Source organism: Streptomyces sp. bgisy100 (assembly GCF_057709105.1).
Map to the genome: position 1 here is coordinate 12,716 of NZ_JBYITE010000051.1, position 26,862 is coordinate 39,577.

General features: G+C 71.7%; 25 protein-coding genes. 13 read left to right on the forward strand and 12 right to left on the reverse strand.

What is annotated here, in order from left to right; translation table 11 throughout:
- The first annotated feature begins 229 nt into the window (after positions 1 to 229).
- On the forward strand, positions 230 to 988 hold the full coding sequence (locus AC3EQ1_RS26280) for a transglycosylase SLT domain-containing protein (RefSeq protein ID WP_432096814.1): 759 nt from the start codon (positions 230 to 232) through the stop codon (positions 986 to 988).
- Positions 989 to 1,136: 148 nt separating this feature from the next.
- Here the strand turns inward: AC3EQ1_RS26280 and AC3EQ1_RS26285 are convergent, their stop codons facing one another.
- Complete coding sequence (locus AC3EQ1_RS26285) at positions 1,137 to 3,773, reverse strand: ABC transporter ATP-binding protein/permease (RefSeq protein WP_432096815.1); 2,637 nt, start codon at positions 3,771 to 3,773, stop codon at positions 1,137 to 1,139.
- A 757-nt stretch (positions 3,774 to 4,530) separates the two neighbouring features.
- Here AC3EQ1_RS26285 and serB point away from each other — a divergent pair.
- Positions 4,531 to 5,772 (forward strand): phosphoserine phosphatase SerB, encoded by a 1,242-nt coding sequence (gene serB, locus AC3EQ1_RS26290; protein ID WP_432096816.1) that lies wholly within the window; start codon positions 4,531 to 4,533, stop codon positions 5,770 to 5,772.
- 185 nt (positions 5,773 to 5,957) lie between these two features.
- On the opposite strand, the gene AC3EQ1_RS26295 is transcribed toward serB, so the two are convergent.
- The 4 genes from AC3EQ1_RS26295 to AC3EQ1_RS26310 all read right to left on the reverse strand — a co-directional run bounded on the left by AC3EQ1_RS26295 (position 5,958) and on the right by AC3EQ1_RS26310 (position 8,968).
- A complete protein-coding gene (locus AC3EQ1_RS26295; protein WP_432096817.1) occupies positions 5,958 to 6,509 on the reverse strand; it encodes a SixA phosphatase family protein in 552 nt (183 codons plus the stop codon).
- 188 nt (positions 6,510 to 6,697) lie between these two features.
- Positions 6,698 to 6,841, reverse strand: coding sequence for a hypothetical protein (locus AC3EQ1_RS26300; protein ID WP_432096818.1), 144 nt, complete (start codon positions 6,839 to 6,841; stop codon positions 6,698 to 6,700).
- A gap of 525 nt (positions 6,842 to 7,366) precedes the next feature.
- Positions 7,367 to 7,483 (reverse strand): SGM_5486 family transporter-associated protein, encoded by a 117-nt coding sequence (locus AC3EQ1_RS26305; protein ID WP_388855531.1) that lies wholly within the window; start codon positions 7,481 to 7,483, stop codon positions 7,367 to 7,369.
- A 153-nt stretch (positions 7,484 to 7,636) separates the two neighbouring features.
- Complete coding sequence (locus AC3EQ1_RS26310; protein ID WP_432096819.1) at positions 7,637 to 8,968, reverse strand: CynX/NimT family MFS transporter; 1,332 nt, start codon at positions 8,966 to 8,968, stop codon at positions 7,637 to 7,639.
- 172 nt (positions 8,969 to 9,140) lie between these two features.
- On the opposite strand from AC3EQ1_RS26310, the gene AC3EQ1_RS26315 reads away from it, so the two are divergent.
- Positions 9,141 to 9,830 (forward strand): FadR/GntR family transcriptional regulator, encoded by a 690-nt coding sequence (locus AC3EQ1_RS26315; RefSeq protein WP_432096820.1) that lies wholly within the window; start codon positions 9,141 to 9,143, stop codon positions 9,828 to 9,830.
- A 267-nt stretch (positions 9,831 to 10,097) separates the two neighbouring features.
- Here AC3EQ1_RS26315 and AC3EQ1_RS26320 read toward each other — a convergent pair whose 3' ends face one another.
- The 3 genes from AC3EQ1_RS26320 to fabG all read right to left on the reverse strand — a co-directional run bounded on the left by AC3EQ1_RS26320 (position 10,098) and on the right by fabG (position 12,157).
- Entirely contained in the window at positions 10,098 to 10,487 is a 390-nt protein-coding gene (locus AC3EQ1_RS26320; RefSeq protein ID WP_432096821.1) for a hypothetical protein, read from the reverse strand.
- Positions 10,488 to 10,668: 181 nt separating this feature from the next.
- Positions 10,669 to 11,448, reverse strand: coding sequence for an enoyl-ACP reductase FabI (gene fabI / locus AC3EQ1_RS26325; protein WP_388855543.1), 780 nt, complete (start codon positions 11,446 to 11,448; stop codon positions 10,669 to 10,671).
- 4 nt (positions 11,449 to 11,452) lie between these two features.
- Positions 11,453 to 12,157: a 3-oxoacyl-[acyl-carrier-protein] reductase gene (gene fabG / locus AC3EQ1_RS26330; protein WP_432096822.1), complete on the reverse strand. Its 705-nt coding sequence runs from the start codon at positions 12,155 to 12,157 to the stop codon at positions 11,453 to 11,455.
- Between the two features lie 257 nt (positions 12,158 to 12,414).
- Here fabG and AC3EQ1_RS26335 point away from each other — a divergent pair, with 257 nt between their 5' ends.
- From AC3EQ1_RS26335 to tyrS, 5 genes are all read left to right on the forward strand, one after another.
- Entirely contained in the window at positions 12,415 to 12,768 is a 354-nt protein-coding gene (locus AC3EQ1_RS26335; protein WP_351515087.1) for a hypothetical protein, read from the forward strand.
- Positions 12,765 to 13,037 carry a hypothetical protein gene (locus AC3EQ1_RS26340; RefSeq protein ID WP_432096823.1) on the forward strand — a complete coding sequence of 91 codons (273 nt, stop codon included), beginning with the start codon at positions 12,765 to 12,767 and terminating at the stop codon, positions 13,035 to 13,037. Before AC3EQ1_RS26335 ends, AC3EQ1_RS26340 begins: the two co-directional genes overlap by 4 nt.
- A gap of 161 nt (positions 13,038 to 13,198) precedes the next feature.
- Entirely contained in the window at positions 13,199 to 14,722 is a 1,524-nt protein-coding gene (locus tag AC3EQ1_RS26345; RefSeq protein WP_432096824.1) for a TldD/PmbA family protein, read from the forward strand.
- Positions 14,719 to 16,110, forward strand: coding sequence for a metallopeptidase TldD-related protein (locus AC3EQ1_RS26350; protein WP_432096825.1), 1,392 nt, complete (start codon positions 14,719 to 14,721; stop codon positions 16,108 to 16,110). The genes AC3EQ1_RS26345 and AC3EQ1_RS26350 overlap by 4 nt, the downstream gene beginning before the upstream one ends.
- Before the next feature lie 264 nt (positions 16,111 to 16,374).
- Positions 16,375 to 17,784: a tyrosine--tRNA ligase gene (gene tyrS / locus AC3EQ1_RS26355; RefSeq protein ID WP_432096826.1), complete on the forward strand. Its 1,410-nt coding sequence runs from the start codon at positions 16,375 to 16,377 to the stop codon at positions 17,782 to 17,784.
- Between the two features lie 69 nt (positions 17,785 to 17,853).
- On the opposite strand, the gene AC3EQ1_RS26360 is transcribed toward tyrS, so the two are convergent.
- Positions 17,854 to 18,129, reverse strand: a complete 276-nt coding sequence (locus AC3EQ1_RS26360; RefSeq protein ID WP_432096827.1) for a GlsB/YeaQ/YmgE family stress response membrane protein — start codon at positions 18,127 to 18,129, stop codon at positions 17,854 to 17,856.
- Between the two features lie 299 nt (positions 18,130 to 18,428).
- Here AC3EQ1_RS26360 and AC3EQ1_RS26365 point away from each other — a divergent pair, with 299 nt between their 5' ends.
- On the forward strand, positions 18,429 to 18,806 hold the full coding sequence (locus AC3EQ1_RS26365; RefSeq protein ID WP_432096828.1) for a DUF3099 domain-containing protein: 378 nt from the start codon (positions 18,429 to 18,431) through the stop codon (positions 18,804 to 18,806).
- Between the two features lie 224 nt (positions 18,807 to 19,030).
- Positions 19,031 to 19,252, forward strand: a complete 222-nt coding sequence (locus AC3EQ1_RS26370) for a hypothetical protein (protein ID WP_432096829.1) — start codon at positions 19,031 to 19,033, stop codon at positions 19,250 to 19,252.
- A gap of 308 nt (positions 19,253 to 19,560) precedes the next feature.
- On the opposite strand, the gene moaA is transcribed toward AC3EQ1_RS26370, so the two are convergent.
- The 3 genes from moaA to AC3EQ1_RS26385 form a co-directional block, all read right to left on the reverse strand.
- On the reverse strand, positions 19,561 to 20,550 hold the full coding sequence (gene moaA / locus AC3EQ1_RS26375) for a GTP 3',8-cyclase MoaA (protein ID WP_432096830.1): 990 nt from the start codon (positions 20,548 to 20,550) through the stop codon (positions 19,561 to 19,563).
- Positions 20,551 to 20,701: 151 nt separating this feature from the next.
- The gene (locus tag AC3EQ1_RS26380) at positions 20,702 to 22,324 is read right to left on the reverse strand and encodes a solute symporter family protein (protein ID WP_432096831.1); all 1,623 of its coding nucleotides are present in this window, start codon (positions 22,322 to 22,324) and stop codon (positions 20,702 to 20,704) included.
- Positions 22,321 to 22,650, reverse strand: coding sequence for a DUF485 domain-containing protein (locus AC3EQ1_RS26385; RefSeq protein ID WP_351515090.1), 330 nt, complete (start codon positions 22,648 to 22,650; stop codon positions 22,321 to 22,323). The genes AC3EQ1_RS26380 and AC3EQ1_RS26385 overlap by 4 nt, the downstream gene beginning before the upstream one ends.
- A gap of 192 nt (positions 22,651 to 22,842) precedes the next feature.
- On the opposite strand from AC3EQ1_RS26385, the gene AC3EQ1_RS26390 reads away from it, so the two are divergent.
- The 3 genes from AC3EQ1_RS26390 to AC3EQ1_RS26400 all read left to right on the forward strand — a co-directional run bounded on the left by AC3EQ1_RS26390 (position 22,843) and on the right by AC3EQ1_RS26400 (position 26,825).
- Complete coding sequence (locus tag AC3EQ1_RS26390; protein ID WP_432096832.1) at positions 22,843 to 23,040, forward strand: hypothetical protein; 198 nt, start codon at positions 22,843 to 22,845, stop codon at positions 23,038 to 23,040.
- Positions 23,041 to 23,589: 549 nt separating this feature from the next.
- A complete protein-coding gene (locus tag AC3EQ1_RS26395; protein ID WP_432096833.1) occupies positions 23,590 to 25,131 on the forward strand; it encodes a S8 family serine peptidase in 1,542 nt (513 codons plus the stop codon).
- A gap of 143 nt (positions 25,132 to 25,274) precedes the next feature.
- Entirely contained in the window at positions 25,275 to 26,825 is a 1,551-nt protein-coding gene (locus AC3EQ1_RS26400) for a S8 family peptidase (protein ID WP_432096834.1), read from the forward strand.
- Positions 26,826 to 26,862 lie beyond the last annotated feature (37 nt).

Genomic DNA, 26,862 nt, shown 5'->3' on the forward strand with positions numbered 1-26,862 from the left:
CCCGCTGGAATGCGTTCGCGGGACCCCCTTTCCAACGACTCCCGGTAGTACGTCACATCATTGCCAAAGGCATTTTGGGCCCGCTAAGAATTGCTCCCGTCGCACGGCGCCGCAGATCGAAGGCGGCGCTTTCTGCCGGACGGCGAGCGAATCCCTGCCGCTCAGGGATCACCCGCTGCCGACACCGACCCGGCCTCTGCGACACCAGCTATTGGAAGAGGTCCCACGCATGCCCGTCCCCACGTTTTCTGGTTATCGCCGTCTGACCAAGACCCACCGTCTCTCCGCCGCGGGTGTCGCCGCAGCGGGCGCCGCGGCCCTGGCCTTCGCGGTCGTACCCGGTTCCGCCGAGGCCGAGCAGGCGCCCAAGGCCCAGGCGCTCTCCGCGAAGCCCGTCGCGGAGCAGCACGCCGGTAGCGTCGGCAAGATCGAGAAGGACAGCCTGACCCAGCAGTCCGCCGAGGCCGCCAAGAAGGCCCAGGCCGCCAAGGCCAAGGCCGAGGCCGAGCGGCAGAAGAAGGCCGCCGCGGAGATGGCCAAGAAGAAGGCTCAGTTCGCCGCCGAGGCCAAGGAGAAGGCCGCCAAGGCCAAGGCCGCCAAGGAGCGTGCCGCCAAGGAGGCCGCGAACCGGTCCAAGGCGCGCGCGGCCGTCGCCCCCAAGCAGTACCCGAACAACCTCGACGGGTGGATCCGCGAGGCCATGGACATCATGAAGAAGCACGACATCCCTGGCTCGTACGAGGGCATTCACCGCAACATCATCCGTGAGTCCGCCGGTGACCCGAACGCGATCAACAACTGGGACATCAACGCCCAGAACGGCGTTCCGTCCATCGGTCTGCTGCAGGTGATCAAGCCGACCTTCGACGAGTACCACGTCGAGGGCACCAAGAACTCGCAGTACGACCCGGTCGCCAACATCGTTGCCGCGTGCAACTACGCCGCCGACCGGTACGGCTCGATGGACAACGTGGACTCCGCGTACTGATCCGTCCGGCCCGTACGGCCGAGGCCACGCACCACCGCGATTCCAGAACGCGGAGCGTCGCATGCACGAGGGCGGCCGCAACCCCTGAGGGTTGCCGCCGCCCTTCGGCACGTCCGGAGCCGGGCGGCGCCGGCCCGGATGTGTGCCGTTACTTGCGCATGACCTCCGGCTCGTGGCGGCGCAGCAGCCGCGCCACGAGGAAGCAGCAGCCGACGCCGAGCGCGATCAGCAGGGTCATGTCGATGCCCCACTGGGCCGCGGAGTGGTCCCAGAGCGGGTCGAGGTCGGTGGGGTTCTGCGGGTCCCACGGCGGCATGAGGCGCGAGAGGTCCAGCGTGGCACCGGCGGCCCCGACCGCCCAGCGGGACGGCATGAGCCAGGCGAACTGCTCCAGACCCGGCTTGCCGAAGATCTGGAACAGCACTCCGGTGAAGACCAGCTGGACGATGGCGAACATGACCAGCAGCGGCATGGTCTTCTCGGCGGTCTTCACCAGCGCGGAGATGACCAGGCCGAACATCATCGAGGTGAAGCCGATCGCGATCACCGACAGGCACAGTTCGACCGCCGGTGAGCCGAACACCACTCCCTCCTCAGGGAGTTTGCGCACCGAGAATCCGATCGCGCAGATGATGACCGCCTGGAACGCCGTGGTCACGCCGAGCACGATCACCTTGGACATCAGATACGCGGACCGGGACAGCCCGACGGCGCGTTCCCGCTCGTAGATCACCCGTTCCTTGATGAGTTCCCGGACGGAGTTGGCCGCTCCGGAGAAGCACATACCGACGACCAGGATCATCATGATCATGCCCGCGCCGCTGTTGAAGCGGTCGGGGGGAGTCGGGAAGGTGAGCCCGTGCTTCGCCGGGATCACCACGCTCACCCCGCCGAGGATGGCGGGCAGCAGCACCATCAGCCCGATGAAGCCCTTGTCGGAGGCGATCACCGACACATAGCGCCGGATCAGCGTCCACAGCTGGGATCCCCAGCTCTGCGGTTTGGGCGGACGGGTCTGCTGCGGCTGCACCTGCGAGGTCTGGGGCGCGACGGCGTCGAGGTCCGCGGCGTACATCTGGTAGTGCTGCGAGCCGCGCCAGCGGCCCGTCCAGTCGTAGTCGCGGAAGTTCTCGAAGGCCGAGAAGACGTCCGCCCAGGTCGGGTAGCCGAAGAAGTTGAGGGCTTCCTCCGGCGGGCCGAAGTAGGCCACGGAACCGCCGGGGGCCATGACCAGCAGCTTGTCGCAGATCGCCAGCTCGGCCACGGAGTGGGTGACCACCAGGACCGTACGGCCGTCGTCGGCCAGGCCGCGGAGCAGCTGCATGACGTCGCGGTCCATGCCCGGGTCGAGGCCGGAGGTCGGCTCGTCCAGGAATATCAGCGACGGCTTGGTCAGCAGCTCCAGCGCCACGGAAACCCGCTTGCGCTGGCCTCCGGAGAGCGAGGTGACCTTCTTGTCCTTGTGGATGTCGAGCTTGAGTTCCCGCAGCACCTCGTCGATACGGGCCTCGCGCTCGGCCTCCGCGGTGTCGCCGGGGAAACGGAGTTTGGCCGCATACTTGAGCGCGGTGCGGACCGTCAACTCCTTGTGCAGGATGTCGTCCTGTGGGACCAGACCGATACGCTGCCGCAATTCGGCGAACTGCGTGTAGAGATTTCGGTTGTCGTAGAGGACATCGCCCTGATCGGCCGGCCGGTATCCGGTCAGCGCCCGCAGCAGCGTGGACTTTCCGGAGCCGGACGGGCCGATCACCGCGATGAGCGATTTCTCCGGAACGCCGAACGACACGTCCTTGAGAATCTGCTTGCCGCCGTCGACCGTCACCGTGAGATGGCGGGCCGAGAAGGAGACGTCACCGGTGTCGACGAATTCCTCGAGCCGGTCACCGACGAGCCGGAATGTCGAGTGACCGACACCGACGATGTCCTGCGGGCCGATGATCTGACTCTGGACCGGCTGGCCGTTGACATAGGTGCCGTTGTGGCTGCCCAGGTCGACGATTTCGAACCGGCCGTCCGGAGTGGCCCGGAACTCCGCGTGGTGCCGGGAGACCTGGAGGTCGGAGACGACGAGTTCGTTCTCCAGCGCACGGCCGATCCGCATCACGTGGCCGGCGGCGATCCGGTGGAACGACGTCGGGCTGCGGTCGCCGTTCGCCGGGCGGGCCCCGGCGGAGCCGGCGCCCTGCTGCGGGACCTGCCCCTGTCCGGCCTGCCCCTGTCCGGCCTGCGCCGCCCCGGCGTGCCCCGGCCCGGCCTGCGCCTGCTGCCAGTCGGACTGCGGGGGCACCTGTCCCTGCGGGCTCTGCGCATACGGGGCCTGGGCGTACCCGGCCTGGGCCGGGGCCTGCTGGGCCTGAGCCGCAGCCTGGTGGGCCTGGGCGTGCTGTTGAGACTGCTGTCCCTGAGCCTGCAGGCCCTGCGCCACCCAGTCGGGCGTGGCCTGCTGCGGCGCGGCCGACGCGGGCTGCCCGCCCTGCCCCGCCGACGCCGCGGCACCGCTGAGGTTCAGTCGCGGACCGTCGGTCGCGTTGCCGAGGTGTACCACCGAACCGGGTCCGAGCTCCAGCTGCTGAATACGTCGGCCCTGCGCGTAGGTGCCGTTCGTGCTTCCGTGATCCTCGATCACCCAACTCTGTCCGCTCCAGCGGATGGTGGCGTGCCGCCAGGAGACCCTGGCGTCGTCGATCACCATGTCGCCCTGCGGATCACGTCCGAGGTTGTACGCCCTGGACGCATCGAGCGCCCAGGTCCGTCCGTTCAATTCCAGTACGAGTTCCGGCACTCCATGCCCCACTAGTTGTCCCCCGAGTGACTCCCTGCCCGGGAGTCTAGGGATGGTGAACATCGTCAGGAACTATTTCAGGCTCAACACCCGAACTGAAAGTCGGGCCTTGGCAACCGGGACCCTCGTCCGCCCCGACCCGCTGAAAGGCGCCCAGAGAGCCGTATTCGCTGCGCGATATCCATGGATCATCGCCAAACGGGCAACTCGACGGGCCGGTGGCGCCCCCGCGCGGGCTCATCGGGGCCTTCGTCGGGCTTCGCGGGGATCCATGCCGCATCGCGACCGACGGCCTCGCTCCGTGGGGCGTGCGCCGGGCGCCAGGCCATGGGCCCGGCCCCGCTCCCCCGCGAGCCCGGGCAGCGGGCGGGCAGCAGCCGCAGTGCGAGGCACCGGGCACCGGTGACACATGCAGCGGAAGCCGACTGCCGGGTGTCGATATCGCGCCACGCGGCGGCGGCAACACCACTCCCCCGCGCCAGGCGCGCCACCGCCCGTCCGCCCACCTACACGCCTCCGCGCCCGGGGCGCACAGCCCGAGTACCCCGCGCACGCCGAACACGTCGCACACCTCCCACCGTCCACCCGACGGATACATACGGTGACCCACCGTGCGCGCCGGGCACCCCGGTGTCTCCCTGCGGTGCGTGCGGGCCACGCGCGCGGTGCGTACGGGCCGCGTGCCGGGCCGGATCACGTCCCGTACTGCGGGACTGGCGCGCGGCCTCCTCCGCGGCCCCGATACGGTGGGTACACCATGAGCGCATCGCAGAACGCACCCGCCACCGGGGTTCCGGGAGACGACGCCCCCACCCTGCTCGTCAAGATCTTCGGCAAGGACCGTCCCGGTATCACCGCGGGGCTGTTCGACACCCTCGCCGCCTACTCCGTCGACGTCATCGACATCGAGCAGGTCGTCACCCGGGGCCGCATAGTGCTCTGCGCCCTGGTCACGGCTCCGTCGGGCGGGGGCGACAGCGTCACCGAGGGTGAGCTCCGGGCCACCGTGCACAGCTGGGCCGAGTCGCTCAAGCTGCAGGCCGAGATCATCTCCGGCCGGGGCGACAACCGGCCCCGGGGTACGGGACGTTCGCATGTCACCGTGCTCGGCAACCCGTTGACCGCCGAGTCGACGGCCGCCATCGCGGCGCGCATCACCGGCACCGGCGGCAACATCGACCGGATCTTCCGGCTCGCGAAGTACCCGGTCACCGCGGTGGAATTCGCCGTGTCCGGCGCGGACACGGAGCCGCTGCGCACTGCTCTGGCGACCGAGGCGGCCGCGCTGGGCGTCGATGTCGCGGTGGTCGCCGCCGGCCTCCAGCGGCGGGCCCAGCGGCTGGTCGTGATGGACGTCGACTCGACCCTCATCCAGGACGAGGTGATCGAGCTCTTCGCGGCCCACGCGGGGTGCGAGGACAAGGTCGCCGAGGTGACGACGGCCGCGATGCGCGGCGAACTCGACTTCGAGCAGTCGCTGCACGCCCGCGTGGCGTTGCTGGCGGGCCTCGACGCGTCGGTCGTCGACAAGGTGCGCGCGGAGGTCCGGCTGACACCGGGCGCTCGGACGCTGATCCGCACCCTGAAGCGCCTGGGGTACCAAGTGGGTGTCGTGTCCGGCGGATTCACCCAGGTCACCGACGACCTCCAGGAGCGGCTGGGGCTCGACTTCGCCTCCGCCAACACCCTGGAAGTGGTGGACGGGAAGCTGACCGGCAAGGTGATCGGCGAGGTGGTCGACCGGGCCGGAAAGGCGCGGCTGCTGCGTCGGTTCGCCGCCGAGGCAGGGGTTCCGCTCGATCAGACGGTCGCGATCGGCGACGGCGCCAATGACCTGGACATGCTCAACGCTGCGGGGCTCGGTGTGGCGTTCAACGCCAAGCCGGTCGTCCGCGAGGCGGCCCACACCGCCGTGAACGTCCCGTTCCTCGACACGGTGCTCTACCTGCTGGGTGTCACCCGCGAAGAGGTCGAGGCGGCGGACACGCACGCCGACTGAACGGTCCGGGGACGGCAGGGGGCTTCCACGGCCCGGTACACAGTCGTGGGCCTGCCCGGGACAGTGCACCTGCTGCCCGTTGAGCGGGGGCTGCCTGCCCGGGAAAGCGGGTGCCGCCCCCGCACAGAGCGTCGGCCTCCACCGCCCGTCAGGGGTGAAGGCCGACGACTCAGCGGTGCCGGGGGTCACTCGTGGGGCGTCCAGTAGTCCAGGAGCTTGCCGACGCCGTGCTCCACCGACTTCCACGAGCCGTGGAAGCCGACGACGGCTATCGCGGCGGTCGGGAAGCCCTTCCGCTGCATGCGGGCCAGGGCGTCCGCGTCGGCCGCCCCCGCAAGTGCGTCGGCCAGGGCGTGCATCCCGGGGTTGTGGCCGATGACCATCAGGTCCTTCACGTCGTCGGGCGTCTCGTTGAGCAGGGCGATGAGCTCGCCGAGGGAGGCCTCGTACAACCGGTCCTCGTAAACGGTCTTGGGCCGCTGCGGCAGCTCGTGCACGACGAGCTTCCAGGTCTCGCGGGTCCGGGCCGCGGTCGAGCAGAGGGTGAGATCGGGGCTGATGCCCATCCCGGCGATCCGGCGGCCGGCGACGGGGGCGTCCTTGCGCCCGCGGTCGGCGAGCGGGCGTTCGATGTCGGGGACCTCCGGCCAGTCGGCCTTGGCGTGGCGGAGGAGGACGATCCTGCGGTTTTCCGAGGGTCCGGGGGTGGTTTCCGGGGAAGTTGCAGCGGCGCTCATGCGTCCCAGCTTCGCATGAAACCAGCGGTGAGGCGCGGGGTGTTGAGAGCCTCACCCGTGACGGGTGATCTGCCCGCCCACCAGGCACGGTCACCGGACACCGCCGGGAACTCCTCGCACCGCGACCACCGAGGACGGGCCTCGGCCGGACACCGCCGGGCTCTCGGCGGGACACCACCGGGATCCGGTCACGGAGCGCTGTCCGGCAGAAACACCCGGACATGCTCCAGGATCCGGGCCAACGCCGGTGACGGGCCGGACGCCGCGTGGGCCTCGGACGGGCCGAGGACGAGCGCCAGCAGGGCCAGGAACGCGAGAGCGGGCAGTGCCACGGCCCACCAGGGCAGCTGCCCCGCGGATGGGCTCCGCCTCCGGGTCCCGGCCGGGGAGGCGCCGCGGACGGGGGCACCGACGGCCGGGACCCGTGGGGGCGCGTTCCGCTTCGGGTTCCGGTTGCGGGCTCCCGGCCCGGTACGAGTTCGGGCACCGGTCTGCATACGGGCACCGGTCCATGTACGGACACCCGTCCGCGTACGGGACGACAGCGTGGGCGCCGCCATGGGACCCGCCTCCGTAGGTCGCGTAGGACGGCGCGGCCGCCTGCCACGGCCGCGCCCACCGCACGGCGCGGTGTACCCCGAACCTACGGACGCCGGCCCACCGGGCCCATCCGGTGATCCACCCATGCACCCCTGATCCCCGTCCCCTAGGGGAAGCAGGTCCACCCGGGCGCCGCTCCCGGCGTCGCTCAGCGGGCCGGGGCGCCTGCCGGGTCCTCGAGATCACGGAGACGAGCGGTGACGGCGGGTTGGCGCGCTGGGCACGCCCCGCTCACGGCCTCACCGCGGCCGCACGGCTCAGGGGGAGGCGACGCTCGCTATCACGCCGATGACCACGGTGATGACGAGCATCAGACCGAGGACGGCGAGCAGCTTCTTCTGGCTGTTCTGGGGGTGGGGATCCAGCACTGGCATGCGGCCAGTCTCGCACCCCGGGCCCGGGCCTCCCCCCTCGGGTCCGGCCGCGAGCGCCCCGGGCCACGGGATGCCGAGCACGGCCGGGGGCCGCCGGACGGTCCCTCCCCGGGTCACGGGACCGTCCGGCGGCCCCCGGCCGTCGGCGTCGGCTCACCCGCCGAGTTCGTCCTCCACGAAGCGGTTCCGCCCGGCCAGCAGCCCCAGTCCGATCTGCGGCACCATCAGGCAGGCCATCAACGCGAGGGGCAGCCCCCAGCCACCGCTGTGCTGGTAGAGCACGCCGATCAGCAGCGGCCCGGGGATCGAGATGAGGTAGCCGACGCTCTGGGCGAAGGCGGAGAGCCGCACCACCGCCGCCCCGGTCCGGGTGCGCATCCCGATCAGGGTCAGGACCAGCGGGAACGCACAGTTGGACACTCCCAGGAGCAGCGCCCAGCCCCAGGCTCCGGCCGCCGGGGCGAGGTACAGACCCGCGTATCCGGTGAGTCCGCAGAGCCCCAGACCCATCGCCAGCAGTCCCTGGTTCCGCATCCGGGCGGCGAGCCGCGGCAGGACGAAGGAGAGCGGCACGCCGAGCCCCATGGCCACGGCGAGCAGGACACCGGAGGTGGCCGCCGGGACTCCCGCGTCGCGGAAGATCTGCGGCATCCAGCCCATGGTGATGTAGGCGGCCGTCGCCTGGAGGCCGAAGAAGCAGGCGAGGGCCCAGGCGGTGCGGCTGCGGGCGATGCTGCGGCCCGCGGCGCGGGAACCGTCGGCGGCCTCGCCCCGCCCGGGAGCCGGGGCCTCACCCTGCCCGGGAGCGGGGGCGGACGCCGCCGAGCCGCGGTCGCGGTCACGGAACAGCGGCAGCCAGGGCAGGACGGCGAGGAAGGCCGGGAGGGCCCACACCACCAGCCCCATGCGCCAGCTGTCCCCCAGCACCCCGGTCACGGGCACGGTGACGGCCGCGGCGAGGGCGGTACCGAGGGCCAGCCCCATGGAGTAGAGACCGGTCATCGTGCCGACACGGTCGGGGAACCAGCGCTTGACGATGGCCGGCATCAGCACGTTGCTCACGGCGATGCCCGCGAGGGCGAGCGCACTGGCGGCGAGGAAGCCGCCGGTGGATCCCGCGAACGGCCGGATCAGCAGGCCCGTCGCGATGGCCGCCATGCCCGTGCCGACGACGGCGCCGGCGCCCCAGCGGCGCGCCAGCCGGGGTGCCGCGACCCCGAAGACCGCGAAGCACAGCGGCGGGACCGAGGTCAGGAGCCCCGCGACCGTACCGCTCATCCCGAGGCCGTCCCGGACCTCCTCCAGCAGCGCTCCGAGGCTGGTGATGGCGGGGCGGAGATTGAGGGCGGCGAGCACCAGCCCGACGACGACCAGCCGGGTCAGCCAGCCGGGCACGGCCTGCTGCGGGCCGTGGGCGGGCTCGGCACGGGAGGGCTCGGTGGCGGTGGATCGGTCAGGACTCAGGGTGGAGGTGTCGTCGGCCATATGCGCCATCATAGAATCATGGGATGATTGCCTGTCCAATCGATTCGGCTCATGGCCGCTCCCCTCGCCCCGACCGGCGATCCCCTGACCCCGACCGCACCCATCACCCAGCCCCTTCCGACAGACTCGACCCGACACACAGATCCGACCGACCCGACCGTTCTGGAGAGCCATGCCGCTGACCAGCCCCCGGCGTTCCGCGCTCGTCGACCAGGTGATCACCGAACTGCGGAAGCAGATCGCCTCCGGCGAGTGGCCCGTCGGTTCCCGCATCCCCACGGAACCCGAGCTGGTCGAGCAGCTGGGGGTGGCCCGGAACACGGTCCGCGAGGCGGTGCGCGCCCTCGCCCACAACGGGCTGCTGGACATCCGGCAGGGCTCGGGCACGTACGTGGTCGCGACGAGCGAGCTGGCCGGGGTGATGCAGCGGCGCTTCGCGGACGCCGCCCCGCGGCACATCGCCGAGCTGCGGAGCACGCTGGAGTCGTCGGCCGCCCGACTGGCCGCGGAGCGCCGCACCGAACGCGATCTCGCGCAGCTCGACGTGCTTCTGGAGCGGCGCGACGCCGCCTGGGAGTCGGGCGACATCGAAGCCTTCGTGGAGGCCGACGCGACCCTGCACCTGGCGGTGGTGGCCGCCTCCCACAACGACGTGATGACCACGCTCTACGCCGATCTGCGGGACGTCCTGCGGGACTGGCTGCGGAGCGATGTGCCCCATGGGATGCGGCCCGAGGACTACATGGAGCACGCGCGGCTGGTCGAGGCCATCCGCGCCGGTGACGCCGAGGCGGCGGGCGCGGAGGCCGCGGGGTACGCCCTGGCGTGCCACCGCGAGCGGATCGCCGCCGACGGCCGCTGACGCCACGGGGCCCGGCCGGGGAAGGCCCGTGCCCCGGCCCCGGAAGCGCCCGGCTTTTCGGGAGCGCCCGGCCCCGGCTTCGGGAGCGCCCGCCCCGGCCCCGGAAGCCCCCGGCCCCGGCCTCGCGGAACGCCCCGCCCGGTGCCCGTCGCGGACGGCCCCGGTCACCGGGCCGCCCACGTCCCGGCCCCCGGAACCCCGAGCCCTGGAGCCCAGGACCCGGCCGTGCCCCGGTTCAGGCTCCGAGGACCCGCCCGCCGCCCGCCGTCACCGCGGCGCCGGGGTGTGCGTGACCCAGACGGCGCGTATGTCCATCCAGCAGCGGTCCGCCAGCTCGACGGTCCTGGCCGGGCCGACGTCCACCGGCTTGCCGTCCACGTCCGGGTCCCACCACCGGTCGCACTCGATGTGCAGCTGGACCAGGTCGCTCTCCGGATACGGGTTGTGGCAGGCCACCACGGCCCGCGACCCCTCGATGCGGGTCCGGCACTCCGCGCGGTACGGCGGCCAGGGCTCACGGCCGGGGTCCGGGCGCGCCGGACGGGGCGTACGGGAGGTGCCGGTGTCCGGGGCCGCGATGGCGGCGGCGGACGACGGGGAGATCACAGCTGCGGAGAGCACCAGCACCGCTGCGGCGGCACGACGGAGAACACGCACTTCGGGAGACCTCCTCGGCCGTACTGCGGGGACACCGCGGCTGCACCACAAGGGGTCGTACCTCACCAGGGTCCCCGGCACCGGGGAGCGGCGCCCGGGGTACTGGGCCGAACGGGCGATGCCCCGCCCCGCGCGGTTGCGCGGGGCGGGGCATCGGTGCCGGTCGGGCGGGTGCCGGAGGTCAGGCGCCCATCATGTGCACGCCACCGTCGACGTGCACGATCTCGCCGGTGGTCTTGGGGAACCAGTCGGAGAGCAGGGCGACGACGCCGCGGCCCGCGGGCTCCGGGTCGGAGAGGTCCCAGCCGATGGGGGCGCGGGTGTTCCACACGTCGGCGAGCTCCTCGAAGCCCGGGATGGACTTGGCGGCCATCGACTTGATCGGGCCCGCGGACACCAGGTTGCAGCGGATGTTCTTCGAGCCCAGGTCCCGGGCGAGGTAGCGGGAGGTGGCCTCCAGCGCGGCCTTGGAGACGCCCATCCAGTCGTACTTCGGCCAGGCCATCTGCGCGTCGAAGTCCATGCCGACGACCGAGCCGCCGCGCTTCTCCAGCAGCGGGAGCAGCGCCATGGTCAGGGACTTCAGGGAGAACGCCGAGACCTCGACCGCGGTGGCGACCGACTCCCACTCGGTGTTCAGGAAGTTGCCGCCGAGCGCGTCCTGCGGCGCGAAGCCGATGGAGTGCACGACGCCGTCGAGGCCGATGCCCTCGCCGAGGTGCTCGGCGACCTTGTCGGCGAGACCCGCGAGGTGCTCCTTGTTCTGCACGTCCAGCTCGATGACCGGAGCGGGCTTGGGCAGCCGCTTGGCGATGCGCTCCACCAGGCTGAGCCGGCCGAAGCCGGTGAGCACGACCTCGGCGCCCTCCTCCTGGGCGAGCTTGGCGACGTGGAAGGCGATCGAGGAGTCGGTGAGGACTCCGGTGACGAGGATGCGCTTGCCGGCGAGGATTCCACTCATGTGATCAGTGACCCATGCCCAATCCGCCGTCAACCGGGATGACGGCTCCAGTGATGTACGAGGCGGCGTCCGAGGCGAGGAAGCGCACCGTGGCGGCGATCTCCTCGGGCTGCGCGTAGCGGCCCAGCGGCACCTGGCCGACGATGCCCTCACGCTGCTCGTCGGTGAGGGCCTTCGTCATGTCGGTGTCGACGAAGCCGGGGGTGACGACGTTGAAGGTGATGTTGCGGGAGCCCAGCTCACGGGCGAGCGAGCGGGCGAACCCGATCAGGCCGGCCTTCGAGGCGGCGTAGTTGGCCTGGCCCGCCGAGCCGAGGAGGCCGACCACCGAGGAGATGAGGACGACGCGGCCCTTCTTGGCGCGCAGCATGCCGCGATTGGCCCGCTTCACGACCCGGAAGGTGCCGGTCAGGTTGGTGTCCAGGACGGCGCTGAAGTCCTCCTCGGACATCCGCATCAGGAGCTGGTCGCGGGTGACACCCGCGTTGGCCACCAGCACCTCGACCGGGCCGTGCTTCTCCTCGATCTCCTTGTAGGCCTGCTCGACCTGCTCGGGGTCCGTGATGTCGCAGCGCACGGCGAGGAAGCCGGCGGGCGGCTCCCCGGACCGGTAGGTGATGGCGACCTTGTCGCCGGCGTCGGCGAAGGCGCGGGCGATGGCGAGGCCGATGCCCCGGTTTCCTCCGGTGACGAGAACCGAGCGGCTCAACGGATCACCCTTTCGATAGCGGTCAGGTACCCAAAAACTATCGGTCTGGGAGGCGCCACGGAGAATCGACCCCCGACAGGGGGATCACCCGGTCACTGTTGGATCCCTACAGAACCCCCACGCTCAGGACGCCGTCGCCGCACGGCGCGGAGCGGCGTCAGAACTCATCCATCGCATCACTCGGACAGTTGACCTCCGCGTCCTTGCCACTGAGTAGTCTGGCCCCACGGCCCAGAATGCCGCTCATGGGAGAACGTATGACCGCCACAGCCTCGGAGCAGCCCCGCATCCCCCGGCCTCCGGCGACCGTGACCGCGCTGCGCCAGGCTGTTGCTCAGATCGCCCCGGCCGCACTGCCGCCCTTCACCCGGGAGCTCGACCAGGCTGCGGACCAGGCCAGACAGGGCTCCGACCTGACTCCCCTCCAGCAGTTCACCGCACGCTGGGCCGTCTATGTGGAGATCCAACGTCGTCCGGTCGTTGCCGCCCGGTTCCGTGAACTGGAGGACCTGGCAGCGGCGGGCGACGCGACCGAGGCCCGTCGGGCGGCGGCCGAGCTCGGCCGCATCCTGGACGAAGCCCGGGCCGCCCTCTCCCAGGGCGAGCGGTGAGCGGTTCCTGGACCTGGGAGTACTACCCGGACCAGCGGCATGTCACCGACGGGTTGCCGTCCGGCGTCGTCGCCGAGGTCGAGCGACTCGTCGCACAACTCGTGGAACTGGCCGACACCGGCGTCGATGTCACGGACCTGGGAAGCGGTCCCCGTACCGGCGGGCTGCGCCACCTGGACGCCGCGGGTGGGTTCTTCTACTTCCTCGTCGCGCCCCGGCAACGGCTGGTCATCGTGGTCAGGATCGTTCCGCCCGGCGACAGCCTCTGACCGCCGGCTCGGCCTTCCCCGCTCATGACCTCCTCGGCTCCCTCGGCGCGGACCCGCCCGACGGACGGCCCCGCGCCGTCCGCCCCGTGCGCGCCCGGAAAATGCAGCCGCCGCAAGCGGCTTCTGCGGCATGATCGGGGCAACGACCCCGGGAGGATGACGTGCCCCATTCCATCGACGAGTCCTTCTTGGCGCTGCCGCTCCGCGCGCTCGCGGACGCGGCGCTCGCCCGTGCCCGCGCGCTGGGCGCCGAGCACGCGGACTTCCGGTTCGAGCGGGTGCGCAGCGCCGCCTGGCGGCTGCGGGACGCGCGGCTCGCGGGCTCGTCCGACACCACCGACCTGGGATACGCGGTGCGCGTGGTGCACGGCGGCAGCTGGGGCTTCGCCTCCGGGGTGGACCTGACCCCGGATGCCGCCGCCGCGGTGGCCGACCGGGCGGTGGCCATGGCGAAGCTCTCGGCGGAGGTGATCGCCGCCGCCGGATCGGACGAGCGGGTGGAGCTGGCGGACGAGCCGGTGCACGCCGACCGGACCTGGGTCTCCTCCTACGAGACCGACCCGTTCGACGTCTCCGACACCGAGAAGCGGGAGCTGCTCGCCGAGTGGAGCTCCCGGCTGCTGGCGGCCGACGGCGTGGCACACGCGGACGCCTCGCTGCTGACCGTCCGGGAGAACAAGTTCTATGCGGACACCGCGGGCACCACGACCACCCAGCAGCGGATCCGGCTGCACCCGCAGCTCACCGCGGTCGCCGTGGACCCGGTCAGCGGTGAGTTCGACTCGATGCGGACGATCGCCCCGCCGGTCGGGCGCGGCTGGGAGTACCTGACCGGCACCGGCTGGGACTGGGACGCCGAGCTGGCCGAACTGCCGTCGCTGCTGGCGGAGAAGATGCGGGCGCCGAGCGTGGAAGCCGGCGCGTACGACCTGGTCGTCGACCCGTCGAACCTCTGGCTGACCATCCACGAGTCAATCGGCCACGCCACCGAACTGGACCGGGCCCTGGGGTACGAGGCCGCGTACGCGGGGACCTCCTTCGCCACCTTCGACCGGCTGGGCGAGCTCCGGTACGGCTCCGAGCTGATGAACGTGACCGGGGACCGGACCGCCGAGCACGGCCTGTCGACGATCGGCTACGACGACGAGGGCGTGGCCGGGCAGTCCTGGGATCTGGTCAGGGACGGGGTGCTGGTCGGCTACCAGCTCGACCGCCGGATCGCGAGGCTGACCGGCTTCGAGCGCTCCAACGGCTGTGCGTACGCGGACTCCCCCGGCCATGTGCCGGTTCAGCGGATGGCGAACGTCTCGCTCCGGCCCGCGCCGGACGGGCCGTCCACCGAGGAGATGATCGGCGGGGTGGAGCGCGGCATCTACGTCGTGGGCGACCGGTCCTGGTCGATCGACATGCAGCGCTACAACTTCCAGTTCACCGGGCAGCGGTTCTTCCGGATCGAGAACGGCCGGCTGGCCGGGCAGCTGCGGGACGTCGCCTACCAGGCGACGACGACCGACTTCTGGGGGTCGATGACCGCGGTCGGCGGTCCGCAGACCTATGTGCTCGGCGGGGCGTTCAACTGCGGCAAGGCGCAGCCGGGACAGGTTGCGGCGGTGTCGCACGGCTGCCCCTCCGCGCTGTTCCGCGGCGTCAACATTCTCAACACCACCCAGGAGGCAGGCCGATGACCCGCACGACCCAGCCGCATGAGGTCGTGGAGCGCGCCCTCGAACTCTCCCGCGCCGACGGCTGTGTGGTGATCGCCGACGAGGGGTCCAGCGCGAACCTGCGCTGGGCGGGCAACTCGCTGACCACCAACGGCGTGACACGCGGCCGGACGCTGACCGTCGTCGCCCTGGTGGACGGGGCGGAGGGCACCGCGTCCGGCGTGGTCTCGCGGGCGGCCGTCACCGCGGACGATCTGGAGCCCCTGGTGCGGGCGGCCGAAGCGGCGGCCCGCGAGGCGGGGCCCGCCGAGGACGCCCGGCCGCTGGTCGAAGGGGTGCCCGCCGCCCCGGACTTCACCGAGGCGCCGGCCGAGACCTCCTCCGCCGTCTTCTCGGCGTTCGCGCCCGCGCTCGGGGAGGCGTTCGCCCGGGCCCGGGACGGCGGACGGGAGCTGTACGGTTTCGCCAACCACCAGGTCGTCTCCAGCTATCTGGGTACCTCGGCGGGGCTGCGGCTGCGCCACGACCAGCCCACCGGCACCCTCGAGCTGAACGCCAAGTCGCCGGACCGCACGCGTTCGGCGTGGGCGGGGCGGGCCACCCGGGACTTCACCGATGTCGACCCGGCCGCGATGGACGCGGAGCTGGCCCGGCGGCTGGCCTGGGCCCAGCGGCGGGTGGAGCTGGACGCCGGACGGTACGAGACGCTGCTGCCGCCGACGGCCGTCGCGGATCTGCTCGTCTACCAGCAGTGGTCCGCCACGGCCCGGGACGCGGTCGAGGGCCGTACGGTCTTCAGCAAGCCGGCCGGCGGCACCCGGCTGGGCGAGAAGCTGTCCCCGCTGCCGCTGACACTGCGCAGCGACCCGCACGCGGCCGGGCTGGAGTGCGCGCCGTTCCTGCTGGCGCACGCCTCGGGCGACGACGCCTCGGTCTTCGACAACGGCCTGCCGCTGGAGCCCACCGAGTGGATCAGTGAGGGCCGGCTGAGCCGTCTGGTCACCACCCGGCACACCTCCAAGGTGACCGGCATGCCGGTGGCCCCGCCGACCGACAACCTGATCCTGGACGGCGGCGGCGAGCAGTCGCTGGAGGAGATGGTCGCCCGGACGCGGCGGGGGCTGCTGCTGACCTGTCTCTGGTACATCCGGGAGGTCGACCCGGCGACGCTGCTGCTCACCGGGCTCACCCGGGACGGCGTCTATCTGGTGGAGAACGGCGAGGTCGTCGGGGAGGTCAACAACTTCCGCTTCAACGAATCACCGGTCGACCTGCTGTCCCGGGTGACCGAGGCGGGGCGCACCGAGCCGACGCTGCCGCGGGAGTGGGGCGACTGGTTCACCCGGGCCGCGATGCCCGCCCTGCGGATTCCGGACTTCCATATGAGCTCGGTCAGCCGGGGCGTCTGACGAGGGCGGATCCGTCGGCCTGCCGGGGCGGCCGGGTCCGGCCCGGCCCCCCGCCCGCACACCCGCGCCCACGCCCCCGGCCGCACGTCCACGCTCACCCGCACGCACGCTCACGCCCACGCTCACCCCGCGGCCCCGGACACGGCCCGGCAGCGCCGCCCTTCTCGCCGGACCGGCCGGGGCGCGATGCCCGGCCGGGCCGCGGTCCCCGACCAAATAGAATTCACCCCGTCCACCTGTCCGTCCCGATCCTCCAGGAACGTCATGACACGCCTCGGCGACTCCGTCGCTCGCACCAGCGCACTGCTGGCGCAGGACCTCTCCTCCGACAAGACCGTGGAGCAGCTGCTCACGGAGACGAAGGCGAGGCGCTATCTCGACCTGTCGGACCTGTCGGCGAAGGACCAGGCGGAGCTGATCGCCCGGCGCACGGTGGATGTGATCCCGTCGGTCAGCAGGCTGGCGGAGCGGATCGAGGAGCGCCGGGCCGGGGGCCGGGGGCTGAGCCTCAAGCTCGGCATCGACCCCACCGCGGCCGATGTGCACCTCGGCCACACCGTCCCCATGATCATCCTCAGCCGCTTCCAGCGCATGGGTCACGATGTCACCCTGCTGATCGGTGACTTCACGGCCAAGATCGGCGACCCGTCGGGCCGGACGGCCGAGCGGCCGCCCCTGACGGACGAGGACATCGCCGCGAACCTGGCCGGTTACCGGGAGCAGGTGCGGCCGTTCTTCGACTTCGAGAAGGTCCGTTTCCGGCAGAACAGCGAGTGGCTGGCGCCGTACACCTTCCCGGAGCTGCTGGGCCTGCTCTCCCAGGTGCCGGTCTCGCAGCTGCTCCAGCGCGACGACTTCCGCAACCGGCTCGCGGACGGGTCGGGGCTGACGATGTCGGAGCTGCTGTACCCGATCGCCCAGGGCCTGGACTCGGTGGCGCTGGAGTGCGACGTGGAGCTGGGCGGCGCGGACCAGCTGCTGAACCTGCAGATGGGCCGCAAGCTGATGGAGCTGCGGGGACAGCAGCAGCAGCTGGTCGTCACCATGCCGCTGATCGAGGGCACGGACGGCTCGGGCGCCAAGATGTCCAAGTCCAAGGGCAACTACGTCGGTCTGAACGCGACCGCGGAGGACGTCTTCGGCAAGATCATGTCGGTGCCGGACCGGCTGATGGAGCCGTACCTGAAGGCATGGACCGAGTGGACGGACGAGGAGATCTCGCTCGCGCTGTCCCGGATCGAGGAGAAGTCGCTGCACCCCATGGACCTGAAGAAGGTCCTGGCGGGTGAGGTCGTGGCGGCGCTCTACGGCGTGGACGCCGCGATGGCGGCCCGTGCGGGCTTCATCGCGCAGTTCTCGAAGAAGAGCTTCACCGAGGTCGAGTCGCTGCCGTCGGTGGACGCCGCGGAGCACGGCGGGGAGACGGTGGCGACGGTGCTGACCAAGGTGCTGGAGTTCACCCAGAGCGCCTCGGCGGCCCGTCGGCTGGCCAAGCAGAACGGGCTGCGGCTGGTCGTCGAGACCGGGACCGGCCAGCAGACGGCGGTCCTGGACGAGGCGGCCGCCACCGGCCCGCTCGGGGAGGTCGTCCCGCGGGTGCTGGCGGAGAAGGGCCTGAGCGGCACCGTCTACCTGAAGGCGGGCCGGAAGATCGCCGAGATCCGGGGGCTGTAGCCACCGCGGGCACGACGGCGTACGGCGACGGCGGCGGGACGCGAGGCGCGTCCCGCCGCCGTCGGCCGGTCAGGCGGTGTGTCTCCGGCCGCGGATCTGCGCCCACAGCGGGGTGCCCAGGGCCACGATGAGCACGGCTCCGGCGATCTGCAGCAGATGGCGGCCCCAGTCGATGCCGCTCGTCTCGCCGATGCCGAGGGCACGGGCCACGGCGTTGCCGATGAGGCTGCCGATGATGCCGAAGACGATGGTCAGCCAGACGGGGATGTTCTGTCGGCCGGGCAGGATCGCCCTGGCCAGCACCCCCAGTACGAGTCCGACGATGATGGCCCACAACCAGCCCATGGCTGCCTCCTCGCGCCGCGCGGTAGGACGCGGACAGGAGGTGCCGACGGGTCGGGCCGGCACCCCTCACGGCCAGTTTCGGCCCGGCCGCGGTGTGGCGCACCCCGGGGGCGCGGCGCTCCGGACGGGCCGCCACGGCGGCCGGTGCCCCGGCCTCGGGCGGCGTACCCCCGCCCCGGCGGAAGGGCCCGGGGCACGCCGGAAAGGCCTGACCCGGGTGCGTGGACGACGGTGCCACGGCGTACCGTTGAACATGTCCGGACCTTTCAGGCTCGGCACGGGATGTCAGGTGGTGGAACGTGAGGCGGAAGCAGCACGGCGACGGGGTCTTCCGGATCACGGGAGCCCGTCAGGGGCTGGCCGAGGACGTACGGGGCCGGCAGCGCCGGTACGTCATCTCGATGCTGGTGCGCACCGTGTCGTTCCTGCTGGCGGTCGTGCTGTGGAACGTGGAACGGCCGGTGGCGATCGTCGCTCTGGTGCTGGGCTTCGCGCTCCCGTACATTGCCGTGGTGATCGCCAACGCGGGCCGGGAGAACGCTCCTTCACTCCCCTCGACGTTCATTCCGCCGCCCGAGCGGCCGGCGCTGAACCGCGGTACGGAGGAGGACGGGGCGCATGAGGCCCCCGGGACTTCCGGTGCGGAGCACGACCAGCAGCCGCAGCAGCCCCGCTGAGCTGCGAGGATCGCCAAAGCTCAAGAAAAGCTCAGATCAATCCTGCGGATCGGGTGCACCCGCCAGGGTCCCCCGTGACATACTTCGTACGCGCTCCGCATCCCCCGTCGGAGCGACGGACCGACGCCGGGCGGCTCCCCCCGTGGCTGCCCGGCGTCGCCATGTTCCGGGCCGTTCGGCCCCCGCGCGCCGCCCCTGCCCCGCGATGATGCAGGCTTGGCCGTGTGACTGACACTTCTCCGATCTGCTCGGCCAAGGGCTGCCGTGTCCCCGCGGTGTGGGTACTGGCCTGGAACAACCCCAAGCTGCACACTCCGGAGCGCCGGAAGACCTGGCTGGCGTGCGAGGAGCACCGCGAGCATCTGTCGTCGTTCCTCGGGGTGCGGGACTTCCTGAAGGAGGTCGTGACGCTGGAGGAGTGGGAGCGGCGCTCCGAGGCCGAGTGACCGGACGCCGGCTGACCGGACGGGGGTGACCGGGACGCCGGGTCGCCGAACGCCGCGTGACAGGACGGCATGTGACGGAGCGCCGGGTGCGGGGCACCGAGTGACTGCGCGTCGAGTGACCTGGCGCCGGGTGACAGGGCGTCGAGTACCGGAGGGCTGAGTCGTCGCCGGGCCCCGGACGTCGCCGGGGCCCGGGGCGCTGGACATCGGAGCCCGGAAGGCGAAGCCCGGCGGGCCGGGCGCGGGACCCGGCGCCGAAGAGCGCGGAGTCCGCGGCCGGGGCCCGGGATCGCTGGTGCTGCGTCCGGTCAGCCGCCGATGGCCGACATCGGGCGCTCCGGCTGGAGGAACCACGGATCGTCCAGCCCCGAGCCGGCCTTCTTGCCCCACATCGCCGTCCGCCACAGCCCGGCGATCTCCTCGTCCGTGGCGCCGGAGCGCAGCGCGCCGCGCAGATCCGACTCCTCCCGGGCGAACAGGCAGGTCCGGACCTGGCCGTCGGCGGTGAGCCGGGTGCGGTCGCAGGCCCGGCAGAAGGGGCGGGTGACGGAGGCGATGACGCCGACCCGGGCCGGCCCGCCGTCGACCAGCCAGCGTTCGGCGGGGGCGGAGCCCCGCTGCTCCTCGCCCTCGGGGGTGAGCTCGAAGCGGGTGCGCAGGCTCTCCAGGATCTGCGCGGCGGTGATCATGCCGTCGCGCTTCCAGCCGTGCTGGGCGTCGAGCGGCATCTGCTCGATGAAGCGCAGTTCGTAGGCGTTCTCGACGGCCCAGGACAGCAGGTCGGGCGCCTCGTCGTCGTTGAGGCCGGGCATCAGGACGGAGTTGACCTTGACGGGGGTGAGGTCCGCCTCGCGGGCGGCCTCGAGGCCGCTGAGCACGTCGTGATGGCGCTTGCGCCGGGTCAGCGCCTGGAAGACCTCGGGGCGCAGGGTGTCGAGTGAGACGTTGACCCGGTCGAGCCCGGCGTCCTTCAGGGCCCGGGCGGTGCGCCGGAGGCCGATGCCGTTGGTGGTGATGGACATCCGGGGGCGCGGTTCGAGGGCGGCGCAGCGCTCGACGATGCCGACGAGCCCCGGCCGCAGCAGCGGCTCGCCGCCGGTGAAGCGGACCTCGTCCACGCCGAGGGTGGTGACGGCGATGCGGATCAGCCGGACGATCTCGTCGTCGGTGAGCAGGTCGGGCTTGCCCAGCCACTGCAGGCCCTCTTCGGGCATGCAGTAGGTGCACCGCAGGTTGCACCGGTCGGTGAGCGAGACACGCAGGTCGGTGGCGACCCGACCGTAAGTGTCGACGAGCATGGTTGCGGCCCCTCCCACGGATGCTGCGGACCAGCCTGACGAGGATGTCCCTGTCTTTGCAGCCTACGCGATCGGTCCGATCTTCAACAGATCGTTGAAGCCGGGACCGGTCACGTTCCGTGAGAGGGGCCGGCCGGAGCCCGTCGGAGTGTCAGTGCGCGCCGGTTCCGGTGAGCGAGCGGACCTCCAGCTCAGCGTACTTGGCCGCGTCCGGCTGTTCCTTGGAGAGGACCGAGCCCAGCCAGCCGAGCAGGAAGCCCAGCGGGATGGAGATCAGGCCGGGATTCTCCAGCGGGAACCAGTGGAAGTCGACGCCCGGGAACATCGAGGTCTCCTTGCCGGAGACCACCGGCGAGAAGAGCACCAGCAGCACGGACACGGAGAGGCCGCCGTAGATCGACCACAGCGCGCCCCGGGTGGTGAAGCGCCTCCAGAACAGGCTGTAGAGGATCGTCGGCAGATTGGCCGAAGCCGCGACCGCGAAGGCCAGCGCCACCAGGCCGGCGACGTTGAGCTTGCCCGCGAAGATCCCCAGCCCGATGGAGACGGCGCCGATCGCGACCGCCGAGATCCGGGCCGAGGCGACCTCCTCCTTCTCGGTCGCCTGCCCCCTGCGGATGACATTGGCGTAGATGTCATGGGCGAAGGACGAGGACGAGGCGAGGGTGAGTCCGGCGACGACCGCGAGGATGGTCGCGAATGCGACCGCCGAGATCACCGCGAGCAGGATGGCGCCGCCGGTCGAGCCGCTGCCGCCGCCGACCTGCTCGGCGACCAGCACGGCGGCGGTGTTGCCCGCCGGGTTCGACTTGGTGATCGTCTCCTGGTCGAGGAGGGCCGCGGCACCGAAGCCGAGCACGATCGTCATCAGGTAGAAGCCGCCGATGATCCCGATCGCCCAGATCACCGACTTCCGGGCGGCCTGGGCGCTGGGCACGGTGTAGAAGCGGATCAGGATGTGCGGGAGCCCGGCGGTGCCGAGGACCAGGGCGACGCCCAGCGAGATGAAGTCGATCTTCGACGTGGCGGTGGCGCCGTACTTCAGGCCGGGTTCGAGGAAGGCGGAGCCCTTGCCGCTGTTCTCCGCGGCGGCGCCGAGCAGCTGCGAGATGTTCCAGTCGAACTTGCTCAGCACCAGCACGGTGATCAGCAGGGTTCCGGCGATCAGCAGGACCGCCTTGACGATCTGCACCCAGGTGGTGCCCTTCATCCCGCCGACCGTCACGTAGAGGATCATGATGATCCCGACCAGGACGACGACCAGGTTCTTGCCGGCCTCCCCGGTGATGCCGAGCAGCAGCGCGACCAGCGCACCGGCGCCGACCATCTGCGCCAGCAGATAGAAGATGGACACCACGATGGTGGAGACCCCGGCCGCCGTCCGCACCGGCCGCTGCCGCATCCGGAACGCGAGCACATCGCCCATCGTGTAGCGCCCGGAGTTCCGCAGCGGCTCGGCGACCAGCAGCAACGCCACCAGCCAGGCCACGAGGAAGCCGATGGAGTAGAGGAATCCGTCGTAACCGGAGAGGGCGATGGCGCCTGCGATCCCCAGGAAGGACGCGGCCGACATGTAGTCGCCGGAGATGGCGAGGCCGTTCTGGAAACCGGTGAAGGAGCGGCCGCCGGCGTAGAAGTCGGTGGCGTCCTTGGTCTGCCGGCCGGCCCAGACGGTGATGCCCAGGGTGGCGGCGACGAAGACCGAGAACAGCGTGACGATCAGGGTGCGGTGCTCACCCGCCCCGTCGGCCGCGAGCTGCAGCGTCGGGCTCATGCGTCGCCCTCCAGACGGGACTTGATGGCCTCGGCCCGGGGGTCGAGCCGGGTGGCCGCGTGGCGCGCGTACCACCAGGCGATGAGGAAGGTGGTGACGAACTGGGCGACGCCGAGGACGAGGGCGACGTTGATGTTGCCGAGCACCTTGGTGCCCATGAGGCCACCCGCGTAGTTGGACAGCAGGACGTACAGCAGGTACCAGGTGACGAAGGCCACCGTGAGCGGGAAGGCGAAGGAGCGGTAGGTGTGACGCAGTTCCGTGAACTCCGGGCCCGCCTGTACCGCACGGTACGGCTCTTTGCCCGATGTCCCCTCTCCCGGCATGGTCGGTTCGGTGTACACGGGATCTCCTGTGGTGCGGTCTCGGTCGGTAGGCAGGTGGGGGGTGACGTCGATCACGGGCCGGTTCGGCATGCTAGGCGCGGTCGACGCGATCCAACAGGGGTGCAGTAGTTGAAATTCGCAGGAGCGACGATCGGGCCGACACCCAGCGGGTTCCGCTTCGTTGATCCCGGCGTGAGCGATCCGTCGAACCAGCCGCCCCCCGGCCCGGCCCGCCGGCCGTACGGCATGGTGCGGCTGCCCGGACCGGTGACGGCCGTCCGGATCGCCCCGCGCTCCGCCCCCGTGGAGCGGCGGCGCTGGTACGGTCCGCGGGTGGCTCTGCCGCCCCTGAGCATCCGGGCGCTGCGTATCGATCCGTCAGGTCGCTGACGGAGCAGGGGCGGTCCGGAGCGCCGCGCGCCCCCGGCCGTCGCCGCGCGGCCGGACACCCTCGACCCGCGTACGCACTTCGGTCCCGGCTCGCCTGCGGGGGCCGGTCCCGGCCCGCGTTCGGACGCCGGCGCCGGCTCGGGAGCCGGCCTGCCCGCGGACGCCGGTCCGGACCCCCGTACGGCCGGCCCCGGCACGGACGCCGCCGCGCCGGTCCGCCACACGGTCGCTCCCGGCCGCGTCGGCGCAGCCGGGCCGGGGGATTCCGCAGCCGCGGCCCCCCGCACACATCTGCCGGTCTCGTACCACTCTGGGGCTCTCCTGGGGAAATGCTTGATTTGTCTCATCTTGTGGGGGCACGTGACGCGACTGGAGCGCGGTTCCGGCCGGAGGGAAGTATTCAGCCGTCCGGACCAACTGCTACGGAATTCTCGCTTTTTGCCGGAATCCATTGATCAGATCACCGGATCGGCGCTAGCTTCCGTCGTCATGTACCCGTCCATGCGCACATCCGCGCGCGGAGGGTCTTCTCGATGATGTGGAGAACCCATGGCTCATCCCCGCTCCAGACGCAGGCGCGTCGCCGTGGCGGTGCCGGTCGGGCTCGCGCTGACCGCCGCCTTCGGCTTCCTGCCCGGTTCCGCCACGGCTGCCCCGCAGGACGCGCCCGCGTCGGCCTCCGCCGCGCAGGACGGCCCCCGCCTGTCGTACGTGGTGAACACCGCGACCGACGCCGGCACCGTCGCCGCGGTGAAGAAGGCGGTCGCGAAGGCCGGTGGCACGATCGTCACCACGCACGCCGGGATCGGCGTTATCGTGGTCCACTCGGCGAACCCGGACTTCGCCAAGACCATGCGGACCGTCAAGGGCGTCCAGTCGGCGGGCGCCACGCGCACCGCGCCGCTGAAGTCGGCCGCCACCACCGACGTGGGCAAGCCCGAGAAGGTCGCCGAGCCGCGCTCCGCCGCCGCGCTCGGCGCCGCCAAGGCCTCGGGCAAGGAGCCGCTCGAGCCCCTGCAGTGGGACATCCCCGCCATCAAGGCGGACAAGGCCGCCAAGGTGAACCCGGGCAGCAAGAAGGTGACCGTCGCGGTCATCGACACGGGCGTCGACGACACCCACCCGGACCTGGCCCCCAACTTCTCCGCGAAGCAGTCGGCGAACTGCGTCGGCGGCCTGCCGGACACCCGCAAGGGCGCCTGGCGGCCGTACAACCCGGACGAGGACTACCACGGCACGCACGTGGCCGGCGAGATCGCCGCCGCGCGCAACAACGTCGGCGTCGCGGGTGTCGCCCCGGGTGTGAAGCTCTCCGCCATCAAGGTCAGCGAGCCGGAGACCAGCCTCTTCTACGCCGAGTCCGTCGTCTGCGCCTTCGTCTTCGCGGCCGACCACGGCGTCGAGGTCACCAACAACAGCTACTACGTCGACCCGTGGCAGTTCAACTGCAAGGACGACCTCGACCAGGCCGCGATCCTGGACGCCGTCGGCCGGGCCGCGAAGTACGCCCAGCGCAAGGGCGCGATCAACGTCGCCTCGGCGGGCAACTCGGCCATGGACCTCGCGGCCAAGGAGCTGACGGACACCACCAGCCCGAACGACACCACCCCGGCCGAGCGGAAGATCAACCCGGCGACCTGCCTGGACGTTCCGACGCAGCTGCCCGGTGTGGTGACGGTCTCCGCGACCGGCCCGAAGGCCCTGAAGTCGTACTACTCCAACTACGGCCTCAACCAGATCGACGTGGCGGGCCCGGGCGGCGACAAGTACCAGGTGCCGGAGTCCCCCGCGAAGGACGGCCGCATCCTCTCCACGATGCCCGACGGCGACTACGCCTATCTGCAGGGCACCTCGATGGCCGGCCCGCACGTCGCCGGTGTCGCCGCGCTGCTCAAGAGCAAGCGCCCGGACGCGACGCCGCAGGAGATCCAGTGGCTGCTCAAGGCCCAGGCGGACAACCCGGGCTGCCCGACGGCGCCGTACGACCCGGACGGTGACGGCAAGGTCAACGCCGAGTGCGTCGGCACCAAGCACATCAACAGCTTCTACGGCTTCGGCATCGTCGACGCCCTGGACGCGGTCAAGAAGTGACCCACCGGGCCGTGCCGCCCGAGGCGGCACGGCCCGCGGTCCCGGCCGCGGCCCCCTTGCCCCGGCCGGGGCCGCTCCGCACGCTCGTCCTCGCTCCTCCCTTCCTGTGCACGCCCCGTTCCGTGACCGAAGCAGGAGATTCCATGACGTCGCGCTCCGCCCTCCGCTCCCGCCGCGCCCTCGCCGTTCCCGCCGGGATGGCGCTGGCCACCGCCCTCGCGTTCCTGCCCGCCGCGGCCACCGCGGCGCCGCTGCACCCGGGCGGCACCACCGCCGCACCCGCGCCCCGTGCCGAGGACGGCACCGCGCTCAGCTACGTCGTCAACGTCCAGCGCCCGGACCAGGTCACCATCGCCCGGGTGAAGAAGGAGATCGTCCGCGCGGGCGGCACGGTCGTGCAGGTCTACGACCGGATCGGCGTCGTCGTCGCCCACGCGTCGGACCCCGGCTTCGCGCAGCGGATCCGCGCCGTCCAGGGGGTCCAGTCGGCCGGGGCGACCCGGACCGCGCCGCTGCCCGCCCAGTCCACCACCGCCGTCGGCGAGCCGAAGCGGCTCACCGCCGAGCAGGCCCGCGCCGCGGCACGGCAGGCGGCCCCCGGGCAGGACCCGATGCAGCCGCTGCAGTGGGACCTGCCCGCGATCAAGGCGGACAAGGCGCACGAGAAGACCCTGGGCAGCCGCGATGTGACCGTCGCGGTCATCGACACCGGCGTGGACGACACCCACCCGGACATCGCGCCCAACTTCGACCGGGCGGCCTCGGTCAACTGTGTCGGCGGCAAGCCCGACACGACCGACGGCGCCTGGCGCCCCGGGGCCCACGAGAGCCCGCACGGCACCCATGTGGCGGGCGAGATAGCCGCGGCGAAGAACGGCGTCGGGGTGACCGGGGTCGCACCGGGCGTCAAGGTCTCCGGCATCAAGGTGTCCACCGAGGCCGGCTTCTTCTACACCGAGGCGGTCGTCTGCGGCTTCATGTGGGCCGCGGAGCACGGCGTGGACGTGACCAACAACAGCTATTACACTGACCCCTGGTACTTCAACTGCACCACGGACCCGGACCAGAAGGCGCTGGTGGAGGCGATCACCCGGGCGACGCGGTACGCCGAGCGCAAGGGGGCGGTGAACGTCGCCGCGGCGGGCAACGAGAACTTCGACCTCGCCGCGGACTCCCTCACCGACACCTCCAGCCCGAACGACAGCACCCCGGGCACCCGCACCGTCGACCCGTCGGTGTGCCTGGACATACCCACCCAGCTCCCCGGTGTGGTGACGGTGGCCTCCACCGGCGCCAAGGGCCTGAAGTCGTCGTTCTCCAACTACGGCCTGGGAGTGGTGGACATCGCGGCCCCCGGCGGCGACAACACCCGCTATCAGACCCCGGCACCGCCCGCCGTCAGCGGCCTGATCCTCGGCCCGCTGCCGGGCGGCGGCTACGGCTACATGGCGGGCACCTCGATGGCCTCCCCGCACGTGGCGGGCGTCGCCGCGCTGATCAGGAGCACCCACCCGAAGGCCTCCGCGGAGACGGTCAAGTCGCTGCTGCGGGAGCAGGCCGACGACACCGCGTGCCCGTCGCCGTACGACATCGACGGCGACGGCACGGCCGACGCGGTGTGCGAGGGCGGGGCGCGCCACAACGGCTTCTACGGGGCGGGCATCGCGGACGCCCTGGACGCCGTGCAGAAGTGAGCCGGTGAGCCCCTGAGCCACTGACTCGCTGAGCCCG